The 20,468-nt window shown below is 74.1% G+C and carries 22 protein-coding genes and 1 pseudogene; 8 read left to right on the top strand and 15 right to left on the bottom strand.

Annotation, left to right across the window (positions count from 1 at the left end):
- Nucleotides 1-57 precede the first annotated feature (57 nt).
- Nucleotides 58-831, bottom strand: a complete 774-nt coding sequence (locus ACFVXH_RS07555) for a class I SAM-dependent methyltransferase (RefSeq protein WP_387821208.1) — start codon at nt 829-831, stop codon at nt 58-60.
- A gap of 1,185 nt (nt 832-2,016) precedes the next feature.
- Nucleotides 2,017-2,535 (bottom strand): hypothetical protein, encoded by a 519-nt coding sequence (locus ACFVXH_RS07550; RefSeq protein ID WP_387821205.1) that lies wholly within the window; start codon nt 2,533-2,535, stop codon nt 2,017-2,019.
- A gap of 256 nt (nt 2,536-2,791) precedes the next feature.
- Between ACFVXH_RS07550 and ACFVXH_RS07545 the strand changes: the two are divergent.
- The 3 genes and pseudogenes from ACFVXH_RS07545 to ACFVXH_RS07535 all read left to right on the top strand — a co-directional run.
- Nucleotides 2,792-3,202 (top strand): annotated as a pseudogene (locus ACFVXH_RS07545) (carboxymuconolactone decarboxylase family protein); the annotation flags it as partial.
- A 594-nt stretch (nt 3,203-3,796) separates the two neighbouring features.
- A complete protein-coding gene (locus tag ACFVXH_RS07540) occupies nt 3,797-4,039 on the top strand; it encodes a hypothetical protein (RefSeq protein ID WP_049649932.1) in 243 nt (80 codons plus the stop codon).
- Between the two features lie 10 nt (nt 4,040-4,049).
- Nucleotides 4,050-4,805, top strand: coding sequence for a helix-turn-helix domain-containing protein (locus ACFVXH_RS07535; RefSeq protein ID WP_387821202.1), 756 nt, complete (start codon nt 4,050-4,052; stop codon nt 4,803-4,805).
- Between the two features lie 51 nt (nt 4,806-4,856).
- On the opposite strand, the gene ACFVXH_RS07530 is transcribed toward ACFVXH_RS07535, so the two are convergent.
- From ACFVXH_RS07530 to ACFVXH_RS07520, 3 genes are all read right to left on the bottom strand, one after another.
- Nucleotides 4,857-5,270 carry a hypothetical protein gene (locus ACFVXH_RS07530; RefSeq protein ID WP_380777536.1) on the bottom strand — a complete coding sequence of 138 codons (414 nt, stop codon included), beginning with the start codon at nt 5,268-5,270 and terminating at the stop codon, nt 4,857-4,859.
- 133 nt (nt 5,271-5,403) lie between these two features.
- Nucleotides 5,404-5,619: a hypothetical protein gene (locus tag ACFVXH_RS07525; protein WP_387821199.1), complete on the bottom strand. Its 216-nt coding sequence runs from the start codon at nt 5,617-5,619 to the stop codon at nt 5,404-5,406.
- 4 nt (nt 5,620-5,623) lie between these two features.
- Nucleotides 5,624-6,634 (bottom strand): zinc-binding alcohol dehydrogenase family protein, encoded by a 1,011-nt coding sequence (locus ACFVXH_RS07520; RefSeq protein WP_079272727.1) that lies wholly within the window; start codon nt 6,632-6,634, stop codon nt 5,624-5,626.
- Nucleotides 6,635-6,834: 200 nt separating this feature from the next.
- On the opposite strand from ACFVXH_RS07520, the gene ACFVXH_RS07515 reads away from it, so the two are divergent.
- Complete coding sequence (locus ACFVXH_RS07515; RefSeq protein ID WP_380740482.1) at nt 6,835-7,215, top strand: winged helix-turn-helix transcriptional regulator; 381 nt, start codon at nt 6,835-6,837, stop codon at nt 7,213-7,215.
- A 435-nt stretch (nt 7,216-7,650) separates the two neighbouring features.
- Here the strand turns inward: ACFVXH_RS07515 and ACFVXH_RS07510 are convergent, their stop codons facing one another.
- Nucleotides 7,651-8,841: a sensor histidine kinase gene (locus ACFVXH_RS07510; RefSeq protein ID WP_387821196.1), complete on the bottom strand. Its 1,191-nt coding sequence runs from the start codon at nt 8,839-8,841 to the stop codon at nt 7,651-7,653.
- Entirely contained in the window at nt 8,838-9,521 is a 684-nt protein-coding gene (locus tag ACFVXH_RS07505; RefSeq protein ID WP_074005305.1) for a response regulator transcription factor, read from the bottom strand. The genes ACFVXH_RS07510 and ACFVXH_RS07505 overlap by 4 nt, the downstream gene beginning before the upstream one ends.
- A gap of 144 nt (nt 9,522-9,665) precedes the next feature.
- On the opposite strand from ACFVXH_RS07505, the gene ACFVXH_RS07500 reads away from it, so the two are divergent.
- Nucleotides 9,666-10,346, top strand: a complete 681-nt coding sequence (locus tag ACFVXH_RS07500; RefSeq protein WP_380740486.1) for a M15 family metallopeptidase — start codon at nt 9,666-9,668, stop codon at nt 10,344-10,346.
- Nucleotides 10,347-10,582: 236 nt separating this feature from the next.
- Entirely contained in the window at nt 10,583-11,497 is a 915-nt protein-coding gene (locus tag ACFVXH_RS07495; RefSeq protein ID WP_380740488.1) for an endonuclease/exonuclease/phosphatase family protein, read from the top strand.
- Nucleotides 11,498-11,529: 32 nt separating this feature from the next.
- Here ACFVXH_RS07495 and ACFVXH_RS07490 read toward each other — a convergent pair whose 3' ends face one another.
- From ACFVXH_RS07490 to ACFVXH_RS07455, 8 genes are all read right to left on the bottom strand, one after another.
- Complete coding sequence (locus ACFVXH_RS07490; protein WP_380740490.1) at nt 11,530-12,216, bottom strand: SGNH/GDSL hydrolase family protein; 687 nt, start codon at nt 12,214-12,216, stop codon at nt 11,530-11,532.
- Nucleotides 12,217-12,269: 53 nt separating this feature from the next.
- Complete coding sequence (locus tag ACFVXH_RS07485; protein WP_380740492.1) at nt 12,270-12,917, bottom strand: DUF4232 domain-containing protein; 648 nt, start codon at nt 12,915-12,917, stop codon at nt 12,270-12,272.
- Between the two features lie 231 nt (nt 12,918-13,148).
- Entirely contained in the window at nt 13,149-14,162 is a 1,014-nt protein-coding gene (locus ACFVXH_RS07480) for a hypothetical protein (protein ID WP_387821189.1), read from the bottom strand.
- Nucleotides 14,159-14,995, bottom strand: coding sequence for a hypothetical protein (locus tag ACFVXH_RS07475; protein WP_387821186.1), 837 nt, complete (start codon nt 14,993-14,995; stop codon nt 14,159-14,161). The genes ACFVXH_RS07480 and ACFVXH_RS07475 overlap by 4 nt, the downstream gene beginning before the upstream one ends.
- Entirely contained in the window at nt 14,992-15,801 is an 810-nt protein-coding gene (locus ACFVXH_RS07470) for a hypothetical protein (protein WP_387821183.1), read from the bottom strand. Before ACFVXH_RS07470 ends, ACFVXH_RS07475 begins: the two co-directional genes overlap by 4 nt.
- 55 nt (nt 15,802-15,856) lie before the next feature.
- Nucleotides 15,857-16,771 (bottom strand): hypothetical protein, encoded by a 915-nt coding sequence (locus ACFVXH_RS07465; protein WP_387821180.1) that lies wholly within the window; start codon nt 16,769-16,771, stop codon nt 15,857-15,859.
- 295 nt (nt 16,772-17,066) lie between these two features.
- Entirely contained in the window at nt 17,067-17,669 is a 603-nt protein-coding gene (locus ACFVXH_RS07460) for a DNA-binding response regulator (RefSeq protein WP_074005297.1), read from the bottom strand.
- A complete protein-coding gene (locus ACFVXH_RS07455) occupies nt 17,666-18,916 on the bottom strand; it encodes a sensor histidine kinase (RefSeq protein WP_387821176.1) in 1,251 nt (416 codons plus the stop codon). Before ACFVXH_RS07455 ends, ACFVXH_RS07460 begins: the two co-directional genes overlap by 4 nt.
- Before the next feature lie 237 nt (nt 18,917-19,153).
- On the opposite strand from ACFVXH_RS07455, the gene ACFVXH_RS07450 reads away from it, so the two are divergent.
- Together ACFVXH_RS07450 and ACFVXH_RS07445 are read left to right on the top strand one after the other, a co-directional pair.
- The gene (locus ACFVXH_RS07450) at nt 19,154-19,798 is read left to right on the top strand and encodes a hypothetical protein (protein ID WP_074005295.1); all 645 of its coding nucleotides are present in this window, start codon (nt 19,154-19,156) and stop codon (nt 19,796-19,798) included.
- Nucleotides 19,799-19,832: 34 nt separating this feature from the next.
- Nucleotides 19,833-20,447 (top strand): RICIN domain-containing protein, encoded by a 615-nt coding sequence (locus ACFVXH_RS07445; RefSeq protein WP_074005294.1) that lies wholly within the window; start codon nt 19,833-19,835, stop codon nt 20,445-20,447.
- Nucleotides 20,448-20,468 lie beyond the last annotated feature (21 nt).

The following is a 20,468-nucleotide window of genomic DNA, read 5'->3' as shown; positions in this document are numbered from 1 at the left end:
GCCCGCCGACTTCCCACTCCGGTCCGCCCGCCGTGGTCCCCAGGAGGGATGTCGCCTCTACTCGGGTCGCCGGCGCGCGAGATGGACGGTGATGTCGGCGGTGATCTCGACCGTCTCGGGCAGGACCCGGGCGATCGCGTCGTACGCCTGCTGCCGCGTCGGTCGCGGCAGTTGGAGATAGGCCGAGACGGTCGACAGGTGACCGATGTAGTCGGGAGCGCTCATGGTCAGGCGCCGCTCGATGACCGACTGCCGGACGTCGACGAACAGCTGGGACCGTCGCAGCTCCGTGCCCGGCCACTGCATCGCCTCATCCGGAGCGGTCCCGTCGGGAGACGGGACCTCGTCGCTTGCCAGGAACGGCGCCCGTGCCGCGTGCACGGCTTCCTCGACAGCCGGATCAGCCAGCTCGAACGGGCCGCCGAACGAGGAGAACACACCCTCCGGTTCCAGTAGCGCGGCCACCCGTGACCACCGACCCTCCCGGCGTGTCCAGTGCAGGGCCGCCGCCGCGTAGACCAACCCGTAGGTCTCACCCGGCCGCAGGTCCTCGAACGCGGCCCGGACGGCCGTCACGCTTGCGGGCACCGCCTTGCGCAGCTCGGTGAGCATGGCCGCGTCGGGCTCCGTGGCCGTGACCGCGACCCCGTGCTCAGCGAACAGCCGGGTCGCCTTGCCCGTTCCCGCCCCGATCTCCAGGGCGGTCCGCACCGGCCGACCCGCATACCCGAGCACCAGGTCGAAGAGCTCTTCGGGATACCCCGGCCGGAACCGCTCGTAGGCCTCCGCAATCGCGCCGAAGCCCAGTGCACGAGTAGACATGCCGAGCATCCTGGCACGACCGGGACGGACAGCACCTGGCAAATACCCGGTGGGGGCCCTTGGCCTTCCGATCTCGAGCCGGCAACCCAACGACCGACGACTCGACACGCCACCACTCCCACGAGGCCACCGGCCCATGCCCGACCAGCGAGAACGCAGAGCTCAAGCCCGGAAGGGCAACGGCCGCTGACCAAGGGGCAGCCATCACGCCCCAACGCCGCACGGGACGTCGGACCCGCCGACTTCCCACTCCACCTCGCGCAGGCACTTCCCCACTCGCCGCCCTGCCCGGCACGGGAAGTCGGGCCTATCGACTTCTCAATTCACCCCCCTCGCCCCACCCAACGGAGCTGGGGCGAGGGGTCCGGACGGCGAAGCACAGAGGGCTGGCCCCGCCGACTCCCGATCCGTCCCATTCACCGCAGTCGCCTCACCGCCAACTTCCCAGCGCAGCATAGGAAGTCAACCCCGTCGACTCCCCACTCCGACCCTCTCGCCCACCCGCCAAGCCGTGCAGGTGAGGGCCGGGAAAAGGGACTGCTATCCAACCTGCGGGCGGACGAGCAAAGCTGACCGAGCTACCGCCGACGAACATCGATGCGGCATGAGAAGTCGACCCCTCCGACTCCTCGCTCCACTCCCGTCACCCCCACCCGGCAGAGCGGGGCGAGGGGTATAGCGCTGCACGAGAAGTCGGTTCCGCCGACTTCCCACTCCGGCCCCCGCGCCCACCCCCACCCAGCGAACCAGGTGGGGTGACCAGAACAGCACAGCGCGGGAAGTCGGGCCCGTCGACTTCTCGCTCCGGTCCGCGCGCCGAAGCTGCCGACTACCCATCGCAGCACAGGAAGTCGAGCCCGTCGACTTCTCACTCACCCACCCCCCACACAGCGAGACGGGGGTGCAGTCGGAGTCGCGCGACACGAGAAGTCGGCCCCGCCGACTTCCCACTCCGGCCCCGCGCCCAGCCGCCGAAGTAGTACAGGCCAGGCCCCGAACTTCCGGGAAAGGAAGTGCCAGCCGATCTGCGGGTGGGCGAGGGGCGGCTGGCCCGGCGCAGCGCAGGAAGTCGGACCTACCGATTTCCTCCTCACCCGCTCTCACCCAGCGAAGCGGGGTGAGAGCGGGGTGGCACTGCGCGGGAAGTCGGGCCGGGCGACTTTCTGCTCCTGGCCCGGGTGGGCGGCGGGTGGGTCAGGCGTTCTGTCGGTGCGGGGCCTCGGTGGTGTCGGGGTCGATGGGGGTGGCGTCGCTCAGGTCTTCCACTCTCAGTGGCTGTTGGCCGTCGAAGACGACCGCGAGGCCGTAGGGGTCGCAGATGGGCAGGCGGCCTTCGGCGAAGTGGAGGTGCCACTCGTCGAGGTAGAAGTTGAGCTGGGGGGAGTCCAGTGGGAAGTCCGCGGCCGGCAGGCGGAGGTAGGGCCGCGACTCCGCTTCGGTGAGGCCGAAGAGGGCCGGGTCGGCCGCCACTGCCTCGCGCACGAAGTGGAGCGCCGTCTCGAGGTAGTGGTCGATCCTGCCGAGGACCTCGGCGACCAGGGGGAGGTCGGCCCGGTCGAGGTCGTCGGTGTCTTCGAGCAGGATGGTGGCCTCGACGGGGGCGCCGTACAGCGCGCTCCTCGGGGCCTGGTCGATGCTCCAGACTCTCAGGCCGTCAGGACCCCGGGAGGGGAGCAGCCGTCCGATGCCGTTGCGGAAGACGTTCGGGGGCACGGTGACTCCGTCTCGCGGGACTCGGGGCGCGGCCGCAGGGGCTGCGGCCGTCCCCCCGGATGGTACGGCCGCAGGAAATCTTTCGGCCCATCCAGGGCGTGGTGATGGCATTTCAGGGGGTCTCGACCGCAAATTTTCCTGCGGGGGCGGGTTGCGTGTCGGATTTGAGGTGGAGCGCACTCCAAGTTCTACGGTTTCTGCCGTGGTCGCCGCCGCACGTGGTCGGCGGCGCGGGAACGGGAGAGGAGCGGCGCCGATGAGCAGGTCCGCGCACGAGGCCGAGGTCCGCCGGGAGCGTTTCGCGCGCGGGTTGGAGGTGCTGGAGCGGATCGACGGCGAGGTCGGGCGGCGGGTGGTGGACGCGCTGGGCGACGTCAGTCCGGAGCTCGGGCACCAGGTGGTCGCCTGGGGGTTCGGGGAGATCTACAGCCGGCCGGGGCTGCCGCCGCGCGATCGGCAGTTGGTCACCCTGGGTATGCTCACCGCGCTCGGCGGGTGCGAGCCGCAGCTGGAGGTCCATGTCAACGCCTCGCTGAACGTCGGGCTCACGCCGCAGGAGATCGTCGAGGCGCTGCTGCACTCCGCCGGCTACTGCGGCTTCCCGAAGGCCCTGAACGCCACCTTCGTCGCCAAGAAGGTGTTCGGCGAGCGCGGCCTGCTGCCGGTCGCGGCGGACCGGCAGGACGACCAGCAGGACGACCGGCGGGAGGACCGGCCGACGGACCGGCCGACGGACCGACCGGCCCGGTGGTGCGGACTTCGGCGCGGCAGAGGGTGCCGCAGCTGGCCCGCCCTGCTGGAACAGGGCAAGCCGGATCCCCTGGATGGTGTCGAGTGGCAACGGCCGGGGAGACCGCGTGCATGGGGCGCGACAGGCCAATGCCGCGCCGGGCCCTGGCGCCTCCGGCTCCTGGCCGGGGCTGGGCTGGTGCGGGGCGCTCACCCCGCCGATATCCACTGAGGATGGCGTTTCGATTTCCTCGCGGCAAGCCCGAAAGTGCGCGGGAGGTCGGACGCGGCGGGTAGCGGGACCCGGGGGTGCGGACGGCCGGACGTCCGTGAGCTGCGAATTCCTTCTGACGATTTTTCAATTTCGGTTGGGACAAGGCGAGAAACGGCGGCGTAAACCGTTGGACCGCCCCCGTGGTACACGGCGACCCTGTGCGTGGGTGTCCAGCCCGCCCGGCTCTGGAAGGCCGGACGGGCGCGTGAGGACCCCGGTCGAGTGGCAGCAACCGCAACCCAGCGAAGCGGAGACCGCATGGAACAGCAGTACACCCCGGCCGCGAACGCGGCGTGCGTCGAGGTCCGGACGGCCCCCGGCATCCCGGTGCCGGTCCCGGCCACCGTGCTCGTGGTCGTCGTCCTCCTCCTCACCACCGCCCTGACCACCCTCGGCACCCCCGCCCGCACCGCCGTCGCCACCCTGGCCGGCGCCGGACTGCTCGGCATAGAGCTGGTCCGCCGCCTGGCCGAGGCGCTCACCGTCCACCGGGCCCGCTAGGAGGCGGCCGGTGGGGCGCCTGAACAGCGCCCTGGCTGAGCAGGACAAGGAGGTCCGGACGCTCGCGCGGTGGCTGCGCGGACTGCGCGAGCGCTCCGGCCTCACCTACAGCCAGATGGCGCGCAAGACCGTCGAATTCACCCGGCCCGTCTCCCTCGCCACCCTCTCCCGCGCGGACGAGGGCCGTACGGTGCCGACCTGGCCGGTCACCGAGGCCTACGTCCGGGCCTGCGGCGGCTCGGTGCGCACCGCCGAGCGGCTGTGGCTGCGCGCCGACGCCCGCCGGCCCGGCCGGAGGGGGAAGGTCGAGGGCTGCGGACCGGCCGCGCACCGGGCCCTGCGGTACGTCACGGAGCGTTCCGAACTGCTCGTCGCCATGCGGCGGTTGCGGCTGCGCGCCGGGAGCCCGTCCCTGCGCGAGTTGGAGACGCGCGCGGCGCGGGGCGCGGTGAGCCACCTGCCGCGCAGCACCCTGCACGGGGTGCTGGCGGGCGAGCGGGACTGCACCGAGCGGGTCCTCATCGAGTTCGTCCGGGCCTGCGGGGTGGGCCCGGCGGAGGAGGACGAGTGGGTCGCGGCCCTGCGCCGCACCGCCGGGGCGCCGCCCCCGCCGTCCTCCCAGCCCGACGTCCGCCGCCAACTCGCCGAGGCCCACGCGGAGATCCGGCACCTGCGCCGGGCCCTCGGCAGCCGCCCGGCGCAGGAAGTCGGCCCGTCCGACTTCCCACGCCGTACCGACCGGTTGGCGGGACGGTCCGTCCCCTGACCGGAGGCCCCGCCCGGCCTGCGGGAGCGGGAAGCCGGCCCGTCCGACGTGTCATGCCGTGGCCGGTGGCTCCTCCTCGGGCAGCAGGTACCGGCCGAGGTGCGCCGTGAGGAACGCGGCGATCGTCTCCGCGTCGGTGGACTCCGCGGGCAGGTCACCCGGGCGGGGCTGGTGGATCCTGATGAGTTCGTCCCTCAACCGGGCGTCGAGAAGCGGCGCTTGGTAGCTGTCGATGGTCCCGCGGTAGAACAACCAGTCGAAGATCCTGACGGCGGGGCAGCGGCCGGACTGCGGCTCGTCCGACAGGTGGCTGTCCCCCCAGGCGCCGACGTAGACGTAGTCCGCGCGCCTCAGGGCTCCGTCGAGGTGCGGGGTGGGGTGGTCCTTCAGGTTCCAGTAGCTGCGGGCTTCGGCTTCGGGTACGGGTTCCGGGAACGCGGCAAGCCAGAGACGGAATTCGAACACCGGAACAGCCTGGCAGACCCGCACCGGTTCCACCGCCACTTCCGCTCCCCCGCACCCGCACCCGCACCCGCCGAGGGCGACCCCGCCGGCACGGGCTGAACGGGGATCCGGCGGGCGGGGGCGGGGGCGGGGGTCAGCCTCCCGGGCGGCGGCGCAGCCACCGGTAGAGCAGGGCGGCCGTGGCGGCGCCGGTGGCCAGCACGGCGGCGTCGAGCCAGGTAGGCACGGCCGGGTCCTGCCCGTGGTGCTGGTAGACGCCGGACAGCAGGGCCCGGGCGGCCAGGGCCGCCACCGCCCCGGCGCCGGTGGCGATGAGGGCCTCGATCTGGCCGGTGCGGCGGGAGGGCACCGGCTCAGAACCCGGTGAGGGTCGTCTTGCCGATCGCCGTACCGGACTCCTGGAGGCGGTGGGCCGCCCGGAGGTTGGCGGCGTTGACGGGGCCGAGGTCGCGGGTGGCGGTGGTGGTGAGGACACCCGCGTCCACCAGGCGGGCGACCCGGTCGAGGATGCGGTGCTGCACCGCCCGGTCGGCGGTGGCGTGCAGGGAGCGGGTGAACATGAACTCCCAGTGGAAGGAGATGCTCTTGCCCTTGAGGACGCCGATGTCCAGGGAGTCGAAGTCGTCGACGGCGACGATGCCGCCGAAGGGCTTCAGGGCCTCGGCGTAGGCGGTGAGGTTGCGGTCGGTGGCGACGGTGCTGAAGACGTGGTCGAGGCCGCCGGGGGCGACCTCGGCCAGCTGCGGGCCGAGCGGGCGGCTGTGGTCGATCACGTGGTCGGCGCCCATGCGGCGGGCGAAGTCGGCCGACTCCGGGCGGGAGGCGGTGCCGATCACGGTCAGGCCGGTGAGGGCGCGGGCGAGCTGGGTGACGAGGGAGCCGACGCCGCCCGCGGCGGCGGTCACCAGCAGGGTGCCGCCCTGCTCCGGTCCGCCGGTGCCCAGGCCGAGGCGCTCGAAGAGGCCCTCCCAGGCGGTGAGCGCGGTCAGCGGGAGCGCGGCGGCCCCGGCGAAGGAGAGGGTGGCGGGCTTGCGTCCGACCAGGCGCTCGTCCACCGCGTGGTAGCGGGAGTCGGCGCCGGGCCGGTCCAGGGCGCCGGCGTAGTACACCTCGTCGCCGACCCGGAACAGCTCCACCCGCGAGCCGACCGCGACCACGGTGCCGGCCGCGTCCCAGCCCAGCACCCGCGGCTCGCCGCCCGGGTCGGCGCTCTGGCGGACCTTGTGGTCCACCGGGTTGACGCCCACCGCCTCGACCCGCACCAGCAGGTCGCGCGGGCCCGGCCGGGGCACCGGCAGCTCGACGTCGAGCAGGCTCCGCGGGTCGTCGACCGGCAGGCTCCGGCGGTAGGCGACGGCGGGCATCGTCGCCGGGATCCCGGCGGTCTCGGGCGTCGGGGGCGTCGCGGGCACGGCGGTCATCAGGGCTCTCCTCCTCGGGGCGCCCGGGGTGTCCGGGCACGTCGGAGACGGTATGCGGAAGGTAGTGGTTACCCGCAAGGACCATTGGTACCCGTTGGGTACCGAAGCAGTACCCGACGGGTACCAATGGGTACCATCGGCGCGTGACGACGACCCGTACGGCGAAGACCCACGCCCCCGACTGCACCGACCCCAAGTCCGTCTACGCCGCGGCCTGCCCCTGCCGCGACATGCTCGACCTGCTGGCCAACAAGTGGAGCGCCCTCGCCCTGGGCGCCCTGGAGGACGGCCCGCAGCGCTTCGGCGCGCTGCGTACCCGCCTGCAGGGCGTCAGCCCGAAGGTCCTCACCCAGACCCTGCGAAGGCTGGAGGAGCACGGCCTGGTCCACCGCGAGATCCACGCCGAGGTCCCCCCGCGGGTCGAGTACAGCCTCACCCCGCTGGGCCTGGACGCCTGCGCCCCGCTGGCACACCTGCGCACCTGGGTGGAACGCAACATCGACCGCTTCCCCGTGACCGGCTGAGGACGATCGGCGGCGGACGCCTGCGGTCGTGCTCGGCGACCGGTCGTACTCGGCGACGGCAGGCGGTACGGCCGTCCCGGTCGGGTTCGAGCGCGGCTTCAAGCGTTCGAGGTCGGCTCCGAGGACGCCTCCGCTCAGGGCCCGGACGGGGCGTCGGCGGCCTTCGCCCTGCACCGCGGGCAGCTTCCGCGCCGCTTCCTCGCGACGAACGGATGCCGGTAGACCGTCACCCGGCGCCGGGGGATGCCGCAGAGCGTCGCCAGGCCGGCCAGGGCGTGCTCCAGGGCCGGGTCGCCGGTCTCCCGGCTTGCGGCGAAGCCCGTCGGAGCGAGCCCGAACGTGAACCGGAGGGACCGGAGGAAACGGAGGGAACGGAGGCGGCGACCGAGCTGCGGCATGACCGCCACCTTCCCACACGGCTCTTCCACCGTGACGTCAACGAGAACCGGGCAGACCGGGCAGGCCCGGCAGGTCGAGGGTGACGCGAAGGCCGCCGGCGGGTTCGGGGGCGAGGTGGAGGGCCCCGTGGTGGGCGTCGGTGACGGCGGCGACGATGGCCAGGCCCAGGCCGTGGCCGCGGCGGGCCGGGTCGGTCTCGGCGGTGCGTCCGCGCCCGCGCAGGAACGGTTCGGTGAAGGTGGCCACGGCCTCCGCCGTCAGCTGGGGGCCGGTGTTGGCGACGGTCAGGCGCACCCGCCCGGGCCGTTCGGGGTCGGCCCCGGTGGCGACGGTGACCCGCCCGCCGGTCGGCAGGTTGTGCCGCAGCGCGTTGTGCAGCAGGTTGACGGCCGCCTGGCGCAGCAGGACGGGGTTGCCGGTGGTCGGGGCGGGGCGCAGGTCGGCGGTGAGGGTGACGCCGAGGGTCCGGGCCTCGTCGCGGACGGCGGCCAGTGCCTCGCCGGTGGCGGTGGCGAGGTCGGTGGGGGCGAGGTCGGGCGGGGCGTGGCCGAGGTCGGCGAGCTGGAGCAGGGCCTCGCTGATCTCGATGCCGCGCTGGTTGGTGTCCTGGAGGCGGCTGACGAGCCGGCCCCAGTCCTGGCCGGCCGGGTCGGCGGCGGCGACCTGGAGCATGGTGCGGGTGATCGCCAGCGGGGTGCGCAGTTCGTGGGAGGCGTTGGCGGCGAAGCGCTGCTGGGCCTCGAAGGAGTGCTGGAGGCGGGCGAGCATCTCGTCGAAGGCGTCGGAGAGGTCGGTGAACTCGTCGCGCGGCCCGGTGAGGGCGATGCGGTGTTCCAGCGCGCCGCCCGCGGCGCGGTGGGCGGCGCGGGTGATGTCCTGCAGCGGGCGCAGCACCCGGCCGGCGATCAGCCAGCCGCCGACCAGGCCGACGGCGGTCAGCAGGGTCAGGGCGTAGCCGCTGGCGGTGAGCAGGGAGCGCAGGATCTCCTGGCGGGAGGGGGCGTCGGAGCGGTAGCGCGGGTTGGAGGAGGTGAGGGGGTAGTTGGGCACGTAGCGCATGCCGACGTAGACGACGGCGAGGCAGAGGACGCCGGCGGTGACGGCGAAGAGGGTGTAGCTGAGGGTCAGGCGCATCCGGGCGGTCAGCCGGCGCGGGCGGGTTCCGGTGCGGCGTCCGCCCGTACGGCGCCCGGAGGCGGAAGAGGCGGGACCGGGGTCGGGGTTCACTGCGGGGTGCCTTCCTGGCGCGGGTCGGTGAGGCGGTAGCCCACGCCCGGCACGGTCTGGATCACCCACGGGTCGCCGAGGCGTTTGCGCAGGCCGGAGATGGTGATGCGGACCGCGTTGGTGAAGGGGTCGGCGTTCTCGTCCCAGGCGCGTTCCAGCAGGTCCTCGGCGCTGATGACGCCGCCGTGCGCCGCCATCAGGACCTCCAGGACGGCGAACTGCTTGCGGGACAGGCCCACGTAGCGGCCGTCGCGGTAGACCTCTCGGCGGAAGGGGTCCAGGCGCAGCCCGGCGTACTCCAGGACGGGCGGCGCGGCCTGGGCCGGGCGGCGGGCCAGGGAGCGCAGCCGGACGACGAGTTCGGCGAGGTCGAAGGGCTTGGTGAGGTAGTCGTCGGCGCCGAGCTCGAAGCCGGCGACCTTCTCGTTCAGGCGGGCGGCGGCGGTGAGCATCAGCACCCGGCAGCCAAGGCCCTGCTCGACGATGCTGCGGCAGACGTCGTCGCCGTGGGTGCCGGGGATGTCGCGGTCGAGGACGACGACGTCGTAGCTGTGGACGGCCAGGCGCTCCAGCGCCGCGTCGCCGTCGGTGACGATGTCGCAGGCCATCGCCTCCAGCCGCAGTCCGGCCTGGACCGCCTCCGCGAGGTAGATCTCGTCCTCCACCACCAGGACCCGCACGTGCCGTTCTCCCTCGCTCCGCTGTTCGTACCCATTGGACCCGATGGGGCCTATCGAAAACGTATCGGCCTGCGCAGACGTCCTCGCAACACCGACTTTCCTCCAATGGTCCGGCAACGGACGAGCACCACCGGGAGGCAGGAAATGGACACGACGGACACCCCGACGGGGACGGGGACCAGCACGGCCACGGGCACGGAGACGAGGACGGGGACGGCCGCGCGGAGCGGACGGCAGCGGCGGCTGGCCGCGGGCGCCGCCGCGACGGCGGTGCTGGCCCTGGCCGGGGCGTGCGCCGCCGACCCGCCGGGCACCGAGGCCGTCCTGCGCACCCTGGCGGCCACCGTCACCGCCCAGCCCGCCACCACCCCGCCCGTCACGACGGAGGCGGAGGCGGACGGGGAGATACCCGACGGCCGGACGCTGACCCCCTCCGACACCGGCTCCCCCGCCGTGGGCAACCTGGACGGTCCGCTGCGCGAGGCCCTGCAGCAGGCGGCCGTCGACGCGCGGGCCAAGGGCATCGAGATGACCGTCACCTCCGGCTGGCGCAGCAAGGCCTACCAGCAGCGGCTGCTGGACCGGGGGGTGGTCAAGTACGGGAGCCTGGAGCAGGCCCGGAAGTTCGTCAACACGCCGGAGAAGTCCGCGCACGTCAGCGGCAAGGCGGTGGACGTCGGCCCGACCAGCGCCGACTACTGGCTGATCCAGAACGGCGCCCGGTACGGGCTGTGCCAGGTGTACGCCAACGAGATCTGGCACTTCGAACTGCTCACGACGCCGGGCGGGACCTGCCCGGCGCCGCTGCCGGACGCCGCAGGGTGAGGGGGCGCGCCGTGACCGCTCCCGCCGGTTCCGACACGCCCGCCGAGGCGCCCGACGGGGCCGCCCGGCCGTCCCGGCGACGGGCCGCACCCGGGTGGTGGGCCGTACGCCGGTGGCTGGCCACACCCCGATGGCCGATCACACGAGGGCGACGGGCCGCACGGGGGCGACAAGCCGAACCCCGCCGACGGGCCGTGCCCCGCTGGCGCGCCGTCCCCCGGTGGCGGCGCGGGCGCGTGCCCGCCGCGCTCGGGCTGCTCACCGCGCTCGCCCTGGGCGGCCACCGGCTGGTGCCGGAACTGGGCGTGGGCCTGGGCAGCCTGTGGGAGAGCGCCCTGCCCTGGAGCGCCCTGGTGGCGGTGGCGGCGCTGCTGTGCGCGGCGCTGCGCCGGGCACCGGCGGCGGCCTGCGCGGGCGGGGTGCTGGCGGTGGTGTGGGCGGTGGCGTTCGGGCCGCTGCTGCTGGGCGGCGGGGCTCCGGCGCACGGGGCGTCGACGGGCGGGACCGGCGGGCCGGGGCTGACGGTGGTCACCCACAACGTGAACGCCGCCAACCCGGACCCGGCCGGCACCGCCCGCGCCCTGCTCGCCGCCGACCCTGACCTGGTCGCGCTGGAGGAGGTCACCGACGCCGCCCTGCCCGCCTACCAGGGCGTGCTGGACAAGGCGCTGCCCCACCACGCCCGCACCGGCACCGTCGCGCTGTGGAGCCGCTACCCGGTGACGGAGTCCCGGCGGCTGGTCATCGACCCCGGCTGGAACCGCTCCCTGCGGGCCGAAGTCAACGCCCCCGGCGGGCCGTTGGCCGTCTACGTCGCCCACCTCGCCTCGGTGCGGATGACCGCCACCGGCTTCGCCACCGCCCACCGCGACCGCGACATCGCCGCCCTCGGCCAGGCCCTGGACGCCGAACCGCTGCGCCGGGTCCTGCTGCTGGGCGACCTCAACACCGCCGCCGACGACCGCGCCCTCGCCCCGCTCACCAGCCGCCTCACCCCCGCGCGCAGCGGCTTCGGCTTCAGCTGGCCGTCCGCCCTCCCCCTGGCCCGGATCGACCACATCCTCACCCGCGATCTCCCCGCCACCGCCACCTGGACCCTGCCCGCCACCCCCAGCGACCACCGCCCGGTGGCGGCACGGCTGCGGGGGTGACGGCGGGGGCCCGGCGGCAGGCCCGCGCCCGGTCAGGCGACCAGCCGAAGCCAGGCCGCCGCGAGGGCGGCGTGGCCGGCCGGCGTCGGGTGGACGCCGTCCTCAGCCCAGTGCTCGGCCCCGCTCGTCGCGGCGAGTTCGGCGAACCTGCCGTCGGCGGCGAGCAGGTGGGCCCCGTAGCGGCGGGCGAGCCTGCGGACGGCCCGGATCTTCGGGTCCAGGTCGGCGCGCCACTGCTCGCGTTCCTTCTCGCCGATGAGCGCGGCGCCGGCCTCGACGGTGCCGCGGATCGGCAGGAGGAACGGCTCGATGAGGACGAGTTCCGTGCCCGCTTCGGCGAGGGGCGCGAGGAGGCGGTCGTAGCCCGCCTCGAAGCGTTCGGCGGGGATCGGGTACCCCCGCGGGTCGAGGATGCGCCGGCCCGCGTCGTTGACCCCGACGAGGATCGAGACGACGTCCGGGCGCGCGTCGAGGACGTCCGTCCGCCAGCGGGCTTCCAGGTCCGTCACCTTGTCGCCCGCGTTCGCGGTGTTCAGCCAGGTCACCGGCCGGTCGGGGTGGCGGTGGGCCCACTCGCCCGCGACGCGCAGCGGGTAGCCGCACCCGAGGCCGTCCCCGCTCTCCCGGCGGCGGCAGTCGGTGGTCGAGTCGCCGGTGAACAGCACGGTGATTCCCGGCCGGAGGGTGATCATCTCGAAGGTGCCGGGCCGCACTGTCACCGCGCTGACGTCAACCGTCATCCCAACTGCGGGAAGACCGACATGACGACATGTCAGCTGACGGGGACGGCGTCCTTCGGCAGGGTGTGCCAGTTGGTGACGACCGGCTTGTCGACCGGGGTGGTGCCGACGGGGATGCTCACCGGGTTCGGGTCGGGGGTGCCGATGATGACGTCGGTGTACTGGACCGCCTGGTTGCCCTTGGTGGTCTTGGTCATGATGCCCGCGTACGCGGTCTTGGCGCCGCTCAGGGTGATCTGCTCTCCCGCCCCGCGCTCGAAGGCGGCGGCCTCGATGCCGCCCGAACCGAACGCGATGACGGGGTGGCCCGCGGGGAGCGTGCAGGTGATGCCCGACTTGGCCTTGGCGCTGATCAGGATGTAGCCGCCGGCCTGGGTTTCGGCCTTCGCGACGAAGTCCAGGTCGTTGGCGCCGCAGACCTGGCCGTACCCGCTCTTGTCGCCGGGCGCGGCGGATGCCGAACCGGCGGGCGCGGCAGGGGACTTGGGCGGGGCCGCCTTCGTCGGTGCGGCTCCGGCCGGCGCGGCCGTGGCGGGCGCGGCGGGCTCGGAGGGCGCGGCGGCCTTGGTCACGGGGGCGGTGGGGGCGGCCGCGTCGCTGTTGTCCGGTCCGCAGGCCGTGGCGGTGGCGGCGATCGCCGCGACGGCGGCGGCGGTGAGGGCGAGGCGGCGCGTGCGCATGGGGGTTCTCCTGCTGTCGTCCGGGCGGTGCGGTTCACCGGCGTGTGATCACCGTACGGGCGGGTCGTTCACGGGCCGGTGCGGGAAATATCCCGATCCTGTCCCAGAAGGCCTGCGCCAGAAGGCTTGTGTCAGAAGGCCTGTACGGACGGGGTGTTGGACGACGCGGGCGGGGAACGCCGCCGGGCCGGCCCCCGCAGGAAGGGGGCCGGACCGGTGGAACGGGGCGGGTCAGCCGAGCAGTTCGCCCTGGAGGGTGACGACCTGTCGGAAGGGCGCGGTGGGCACGCCGGCGGGGTTGGTCATGGTGATGACGGCGACGACGTCGGCGGCGGAGAGGTAGGCGACGCGGGCGGTGGGGGCGCCCTTGGTGCCGGCCGTGGTGGACTCCACGAGGGTCAGGCTGCTGCCGTCGAGGGCGTCCCAGTCGTCGTGGGGGGTGCCCTTGGTGTCGGGTGCGGCCTTGGCGCGGCCCTTGGAACGCACGTCGGCGAAGGCGCCCCAGGACTCCCGGACGGAGCCGAAGCGCAGCAGCCGGATCTGGGTGCGGGTGCCGTCGGAGGCGGTCCACTCCCGGACGGTGGCCGCGCGGCAGGCGTGCTCCAGCAGCACGGATCGCATCTTGACCGGGTCCTGCTGCTCGTCGGCGATCGCGTCGCAGGGCACCCACTGGCCGAACGCGGAGCCGGGGGCGGAGCCGGCGGCGGAGGCGGACGCGGAGTCCGAGGGCGCCGGGGAGGCCGGGGCCGACGGGGCGGCGGTCGGCGAGCCCGAGGGGGTGGCGGCCGCGGTGGGCGCCGGGAAGACCGGCGGGGTCAGCGAGCCGCCGGCCTCCTTGGGCGCGGGCAGCAGCAGGTAGCGCAGGTCCGCGTGGTGCGGGGACTTGCCCTTGTCGTCCGGGGCCTCCTGGCCCGCGGGCAGCGGAGGCAGCGTCAGCGGCGCGAAGGTGTAGCGGCCGTCGCTCGCGGTGGCCAGGCCCGGCAGGTCGGTCCGGTCGGGGGCGGTGACGGCCAGCGCGCTGCCGGTGCCGGCGAGGGCGAACACCAGGACGGCGCCGCTCCAGCGCACCGCGGCCTTGCGGCGCCGGGTGCGGCGGGCCTCCTGCTCCGCGAGGACGGCGGGGTCCTCGGCGGCGGCGAAGGGCTCGGCGACGGGCTCGGCGAGCGCCTCCAGGACCGGATCGGCCCCCTTCCCGGGCACGGGCGCGTTCGCGGGCGCGGGCGGCGGGGTGGCGTGGTCGGTCATACGGAGGCTCCGGGGCGGGCGAGGCGGTCGAGCTGGAGGGTGAACAGGGCGACGATCTTGTCCTTGGGCAGCGGCGCCACGCCCTCGGCGCTCATGACCACCAGGAGGTCGCCCTCGGCGGCCGAGCACTCCAGGTAGTCGATCGGCGCGGACGGCGGCGCCGGCATCAGGTAGCAGTGCGCCTCGGGGTGCCCGGGGACGGCCGGGCCGACCCGGAACAGGCCGGTGTCGCCGGTGAAGACCGCGGTGTACTCGTTGATCCGCTGCACTTCCTGCTGGTTGAACTGGCGCAGCTTCAGGCCGATCACCAGGTCGTCCCCGTCGGCGAGGTAGGTGCGCACGCCGGAGGCCTTGACGTGCATGCCCTCCCAGTAGGCGCGCATCTTGTCGCGCTTGTCCTTGGGGAGCTGCTGGAGGTCGGCGTCCATCTCGGCGGACAGCTGCTCGCCGTTCTGCTCGCTGTCGTGGCCGTAGCCGCCGTCGTCCGGGCCGGGCCGGTAGCCGGCCGGGACGGGCAGCAGCAGGTCGCGCATCGAACCGAAGTGGCTGCCGTTGGACTTGGCGCCGTACGGCGTGGCGGTCGCGGTGGGGGTTGGAGCGGTGGACGGGGCGGCGGCGGTGGCCGGCGCGGGGTCGTCGTACTGGGTCTTGATGATTCCCACGCCGATGGCCACACCGACCAGCGCGGCCGCAGCGGTCGCGGCCCCCGCGCGCAGCAGGCGGCGGGAGGCGGGGCTCGGGCCTGCGGGCGCGGCGGACCCGATGGGCGAACCCTCGGGTGCCGGTTCGGGCGCGCCCGGGGCGGCGGCGGTGGTCATGGTGTCGTCGTTCACGCGAGCCGCTCCCACTGCCGCTTGGCGAGGTCCTTGAGGGTGTCGGGGTTCACCGGCTTGGTGTCGAGGACCTCGATCGTCATCTGCACCGACCCGCGCTTGGCGCTGGCCCCGCCGTAGTAGTACTGCTCGGTGCTCTCGGCCCAGTGGCTGGGCACGGTGTCCACCTTGTAGCCGCCGCTGGCGCCCTCGGCGAACGGCAGCGGCCAGTAACCGGGACCGGTCTTCGCCTCGTCGGAGCGGTCCTCGGTGAACTGGACCAGCTGGACGCGGTAGAAGACTCCGTCCTTCTTCCAGTCCACCTCGGCCGCGCGCCGGAAGCCGCGCGAGGCGAAGTCCTTGAACCTCTTAGCCGAACCGCCCTTCTCCTCGGCGAGTTCGCCGATCGAGATCCAGCTCGGCTTGTCCGGGTGGTCGTCCCAGGGGGCGCTGCCCTCGGGGGCGCCGATCAGCAGCTTGGTCAGGTCGCCGTCGATGCCGATCGGCGCGGGCTGCTCGGCGGCGAGGGCGGCCGGGTCGACCCGCTCGGCCGGGTAGGCCGGGCGGGCGGCCTGGAGCGGCGGCAGCGGCGTGGGCGGGCGCTGGGCCTGCACGGCGTAGCCGACGCCGCCGCCGGCCAGGGTGCCCAGCACCAGGGCGCAGGCGGTCAGCAGCACGGGGCGGGGGCGGCGCGGGGCCTTCGGGGCGCCGGCCTCGGGTGCGAACGGCGCGGCGGGTACGGCGGGTTCGGGCGCGACGGGCGGTGCGGCGGGCGGCGGCGGAGCGGCGGGCACGGCGGGCACCGGCTCCGCGGGTTCGGTGGTCACGGAAGTGGCTCCAGAGGAGGAGGAAGAAGAGGACGGGGAAAGGGCGGAGCCGGGCTCAGCCGCCGGTGGTGAGCCACTCGCGCTGGCGCTTCATCAGCTCGTTCAGCAGCGCCTTGTCGGGCGTCCCCTTCACGTCGACGTCGATCGTGTACTGGACGTCGCCCTGGCTGGAGATGCCGCTCATCGAGCCGGTGTAGGCCTGCTGCTTGGGGGCCTTCAGGTAGCCGCGGCCGCCGGAGTCGCCGTCGATGTCGAACGGGTCCAGCGACTTGATCTTGTAGTTCTTGGCGAAGTCGGACGCCATCGCGGTGGAGCCGAACTTCAGCAGGGTGACGGTGACTTCGGCCTTGCCGTCGGCGGTCCGGTACATCCGGTTCGCGCCGCCCTTGTAGCCGTAGGACTTGAGGATGTCCATGATGCCGTCCTGCTTGCCGAAGAGGTCGGCGACGTCGTCGTCGCTCATGGCCATCCCGTCCACGGGCCCGTAGGACTCGCCGCCGGCCGGGATGGGGAGCAGGAAGTAGCGCAGGTCGCCCTCGTGCTTGCCGCCGCTGACGGTGCCCTTGACGGTGCTGACGGGGGCGGGCTCGGCGGGGACGGCGGTGGGCACCGGGACGGGCGCGGCCGAGGGCGTCGCGCTCGCGGCGGCGCTCGCGCCCACGGTCGCCTTCGACGGGGCCGGGGCGGCCGCGGCGGCCGGGCGGGTGTCGGGCTTGCCGACGGCGACGGTCACGGCGGCGCTGGCCGCGGTGACGGCGAGCAGTCCGGCGGTGGCCAGCGCGACGCCGACGGCGCGCGGCAGCCGGCGCGGGGCCTGCTCCGGTACGGGCGGTACGGCGGCGCCGGCCTGGGCGTCGGGCGCGGCAGCGGCGGGCGCGGCGGCCTCGGGAGCGGCGGCCTCGGGAGCGGCGGCCGGCTCGGCCGGTGCCGGAGGTCCGGCGGCGGCGCCCTCGTTCTCGGGCTCAGGCAAGGAAATCCCCCCAGTGAAGAATGCGGAATCCCACGCGCGGGCTCCTCACGGGAACCACTCCCCCAGCGGGTTCTCCGGGCATTCCGTCACGCGTGTCGGCAGGAATTATGAAAGGCCGCCGACACCACTGCCAAAACAATCAACCGCCACACTTTCCCCCAATGTTCGACGAATCGGACACACCGTGATCGAACCGCAATGGGCGCTGTCCTGCGGTGATGACGCTGTGTCGACACATCGATTCGAACACGGCCTACTTCCGCCCCGCCGGTTCAGGGGGGCCGGACCGGTGCCGTCAGATCCACCCTTCCTCCCAGGCCCGCCGCGCCGCCTCGTGGCGGGTGCGCACGGCGAGCTTGGTGATGGCCCCCGAGAGGTAGTTGCGGACGGTGCCGGGTGCGAGGTGGTGCTGCTCGGCCAGCGCGCTGATCGGCTGGCCCCGGTGGACGGCGCGCAGCACGTCCAGTTCGCGCGGGGTCAGCGGGCAGGGCGTCTCGGTGAGGGCGTGGGTGGCGAGCCGGTGGTCGATGTAGCGGCCGCCGCCGTGGACGTCGCGCAGGATGTCGGCCAGTCGGGTGGCGGGGGTGGTCTTGGGCACGAAGCCCTGGATGCCCGCCGCCAGTGCCCGGCGCAGTACGCCGGGCCGGGCGTGGCGGGTGACGAGGACGACGGGGACGGGGTGGCGGCGGCGGATGGCCTGGGCGGCGCCGACGCCGTCCAGGTGGGGCATCTCCAGGTCCAGCAGGGCGATGTCGACCGGGTGGTCGGCGGCGGCCCGGACGGCCGCGGGGCCGTCGCAGGCCTGGGCGGTGACGGTCAGGTCGGGTTCGAGGTCGAGGAGCGCCGCGAGGGCGCCGCGGGTGAGGTCCTCGTCCTCGGCGAGCAGGATGCGGATCACGCGGGGGCCTCCCGGTCGGTGTGGCCGGCCAGTTCGAAGCGGCCGTCGGGGTGGGTGGTGGTGCCGACGTGCCCGCCGATGGCGTGGAAGCGTTCCCGCAGCCCGGCCAGGCCGCTGCCGTTACCACTGCCGCGGTCGGTGGCGGGGTGCGCCGGGGCGCCGTCGTTGCACAGCAGGACGCGGACCCGGCCCGCGTCCGCGGTGACGGTGATCCGGCAGTGCCGGGCGCGGCTGTGGCGCAGGATGTTGGTGACGCCCTCGCGGACCAGGGCGGCGAAGGCCGGCTGGAGCTGGTGCGGGACGCGTTCGGCGTCGCCGTCGACGGCGGTTCGGATCCCGGCGGCCTCCAGGAGCCCCACGGCGTTGGCCAGTTCGGTGCCCAGGCTGGCGCTCCGGTAGCCGTGGACCACGGCCCGGGACTCCTCCAGGGCGGCGCGCGCCAGTTCGGTGATCTCCCGGAGCTGGGCGCGCGCCTCGTGGTCGCTGCGGCCGACCAGCCGCTCGGCCAACTCCCCCTTGAGCGTGATGGCCTGGAGCCGGTGGCCCTGGAGGTCGTGCAGGTCCGCGGCGAAGCGCATCCGCTCCTCCGCCACGGCCAGACCGGCCGTGGCTTCGCGGACCTGCTCGGCCTCCAGCACCGCCCGCCACAGCCGGAGCAGGACCAGCTCCACCGCGGCGACGAACAGCAGCATCCCGGCGCCGGTCGCCGCCGGCACCCCGGGCAGGAGGCCGGGGGTCTCGTGGCGCCACTGCGCCACGGCCTCGCCCAGCACCGCGCAGACCAGTGCGACCGCCGTCAGCAGCCGGCGCCGCGCCCGGGCCGGCAGGGACAGGGCCAGGGCCGCCGTCATGGCCCCGGGCACCATCGCCCAGTCGAGCGCGGTGTACGGACGGTCCGCCATCTCGCCCCAGGTGGCGACCGCCACGGCCAGCAGCGCGAGGCTCCACCGCCACTCGGCCGCGGAGGGGCGGCGGGGGCCGTACCCCTGTCCCTCCGGCGGGCCGGCACCGGGCTCCCGACCCATGGCGCGAGGCGGCACCGCCCGGCGGACGAGCCGGGTGTGCTGGACCAGGACGGCGACGATCACCGGGGCCGTCAGCGCCGTACGCACCGGGTCCAGGTTGAAGACGACGTCGTTCGCGGCCAGCAGCAGCCACAGGGGCCCCAGGGCGAGCAACGTCCGGCGGGTGAGGAGGCCCAGCCGACCCGGATCGACCACACCGGCCACCGCGAATGAGGTGCTCATGTCCGGCCAGCGTAGAGGCCGTCGCCGGGCCCTGTCTGTAGCCGAACCAGCCAATAGATCATGACAGTTGTCATAAACCGACCGTGACACCGCCCGGCCGGTTCATGGCATCAGCCACTACTGGCGACCGGCGCGCGCCCGCGAGACTCTCCACCGTCTCTCCACGGGGTGCGCGCCCGGGCTTCGCCGCGTGCACACCCTCCCCCCTCACCTTCCACGACCGCTCCAGGAGCACGGATGACCATCGCCCGCAGGACCCGCCGGCGCCGCACCCTCGCCGCCTCCGCCACCACCGCCCTCGCCGTCGGGCTGCTGAGCCTCGGCGCGGCGCCGGCCGCCCACGCCGACACCCTCCCGACCCTCTGCAACCCGGCCGTGGACCGCACCACGGCCGAGCCCGTCAACGTACAGGTCACCCCGCTCGTCACCGACTTCCTGATCTACAACGTCGCCCCGGGGAGCACCGGGCACCACAGCGACATCCTGACCCGGGTCAACTCGGCGACCACCACCGTCGACAACAAGACCGAGATCACCGCCACCGCGAGCGCGCTGTTCCTCAAGGTCGAGGTGAAGGTCGGCTTCTCGGTACAGAAGACCACCTCCAGCACCACCAGCACCACCGTCAGCGACACCTGGGACCTCGTCGATCCCGGCCGCTACGGCCTCTACCGCGGCACCCGGGTCGTCACCGGCCAGTACGTCAACCGCATCTGCGCCCAGACCGGCGGCCCCAACACCGGCATCTGGGTCACCACCTCGCCGTCCCCCGGGACCTTCACCACCTACGAGTCCCCGGAGATCGGCTCGGTCCGCTGCGCGCCCGCCGAGGCCGCCGGCACCGTACGCCGCGCCGCCCAACTCCTCATCAGCAGCTGCTGACCGTCCCGCCGACCCGACAGCCCTTGGAGATCCCGTGACGAACCCGCACCGCACCACCACCCGCCGGGGCGCCGCGCTGCGCGCCCTCGGCGCCACCGCCCTCGCCTCGCTGTCCGGCCTGACCCTGCTCGCCGCCCCCGCCTCGGCCGCCACCCAGGGCCTGGCCTCCAGCGAGTGGCACGGCTACGTCTGCGACGACGGCTACTACCGGATCAGGACGCCCTTCAACCAACTCGTCGAGCGCAACCAGTACAGCGCCTGGGGACAGGCCATCCAGAACCCCGACACCGGCGCCTACAACCAGCAGTGGAAGCTCTGCCACTACAACTCCGACAACCAGTCGTTCATCTTCCGCAGCCGGCAGAACGAGGGCGACTGCCTCGGCGTGTGGAAGCAGAACCCGAACGACGGCGCCACCGGCGGCGAGGGCGCCAATCTCAACCTCTTCGACTGCCAGGGCTGGATCTACGGCAACCAGATCTTCCACTTCCTGTACCCCGACCCCGGCAACACCAGCAAGGTGATCCTCAAACTCGGGCACAGCGGCTTCTACGCGGCCCTCGGCGACCCGTCCGGCAGCGCCGGCTCGGCCATCGCCCAGTACTCCGACCGGGTGGCCGTGTTCACCCTGGAGCACCTCGCTTCCTGACGTCCCCGTGGCCGCACGGAC

The organism is Kitasatospora sp. NPDC058184 (assembly GCF_042883725.1).
In the GTDB taxonomy this organism is placed as follows: domain Bacteria; phylum Actinomycetota; class Actinomycetes; order Streptomycetales; family Streptomycetaceae; genus Kitasatospora.
The sequence above is the reverse complement of the archived record's forward strand: the minus strand, read 5'-3'. Positions and strand labels throughout refer to the sequence as shown.

Excerpts from the sequence above, each read along its gene's own strand:
- ACFVXH_RS07540 (WP_049649932.1), top strand. The coding sequence starts at position 3,797 with ATGGAACAGCAGTACACCCCGGCCGCGAACGCGGCGTGCGTCGAGGTC.
- ACFVXH_RS07480 (WP_387821189.1), bottom strand. The coding sequence starts at position 14,162 with ATGACCGACCACGCCACCCCGCCGCCCGCGCCCGCGAACGCGCCCGTG.
- ACFVXH_RS07555 (WP_387821208.1), bottom strand. The coding sequence starts at position 831 with ATGCTCGGCATGTCTACTCGTGCACTGGGCTTCGGCGCGATTGCGGAG.
- ACFVXH_RS07500 (WP_380740486.1), top strand. The coding sequence starts at position 9,666 with ATGGACACGACGGACACCCCGACGGGGACGGGGACCAGCACGGCCACG.
- ACFVXH_RS07520 (WP_079272727.1), bottom strand. The coding sequence starts at position 6,634 with ATGCCCGCCGTCGCCTACCGCCGGAGCCTGCCGGTCGACGACCCGCGG.
- ACFVXH_RS07450 (WP_074005295.1), top strand. The coding sequence starts at position 19,154 with ATGACCATCGCCCGCAGGACCCGCCGGCGCCGCACCCTCGCCGCCTCC.
- ACFVXH_RS07455 (WP_387821176.1), bottom strand. The coding sequence starts at position 18,916 with ATGAGCACCTCATTCGCGGTGGCCGGTGTGGTCGATCCGGGTCGGCTG.
- ACFVXH_RS07485 (WP_380740492.1), bottom strand. The coding sequence starts at position 12,917 with ATGCGCACGCGCCGCCTCGCCCTCACCGCCGCCGCCGTCGCGGCGATC.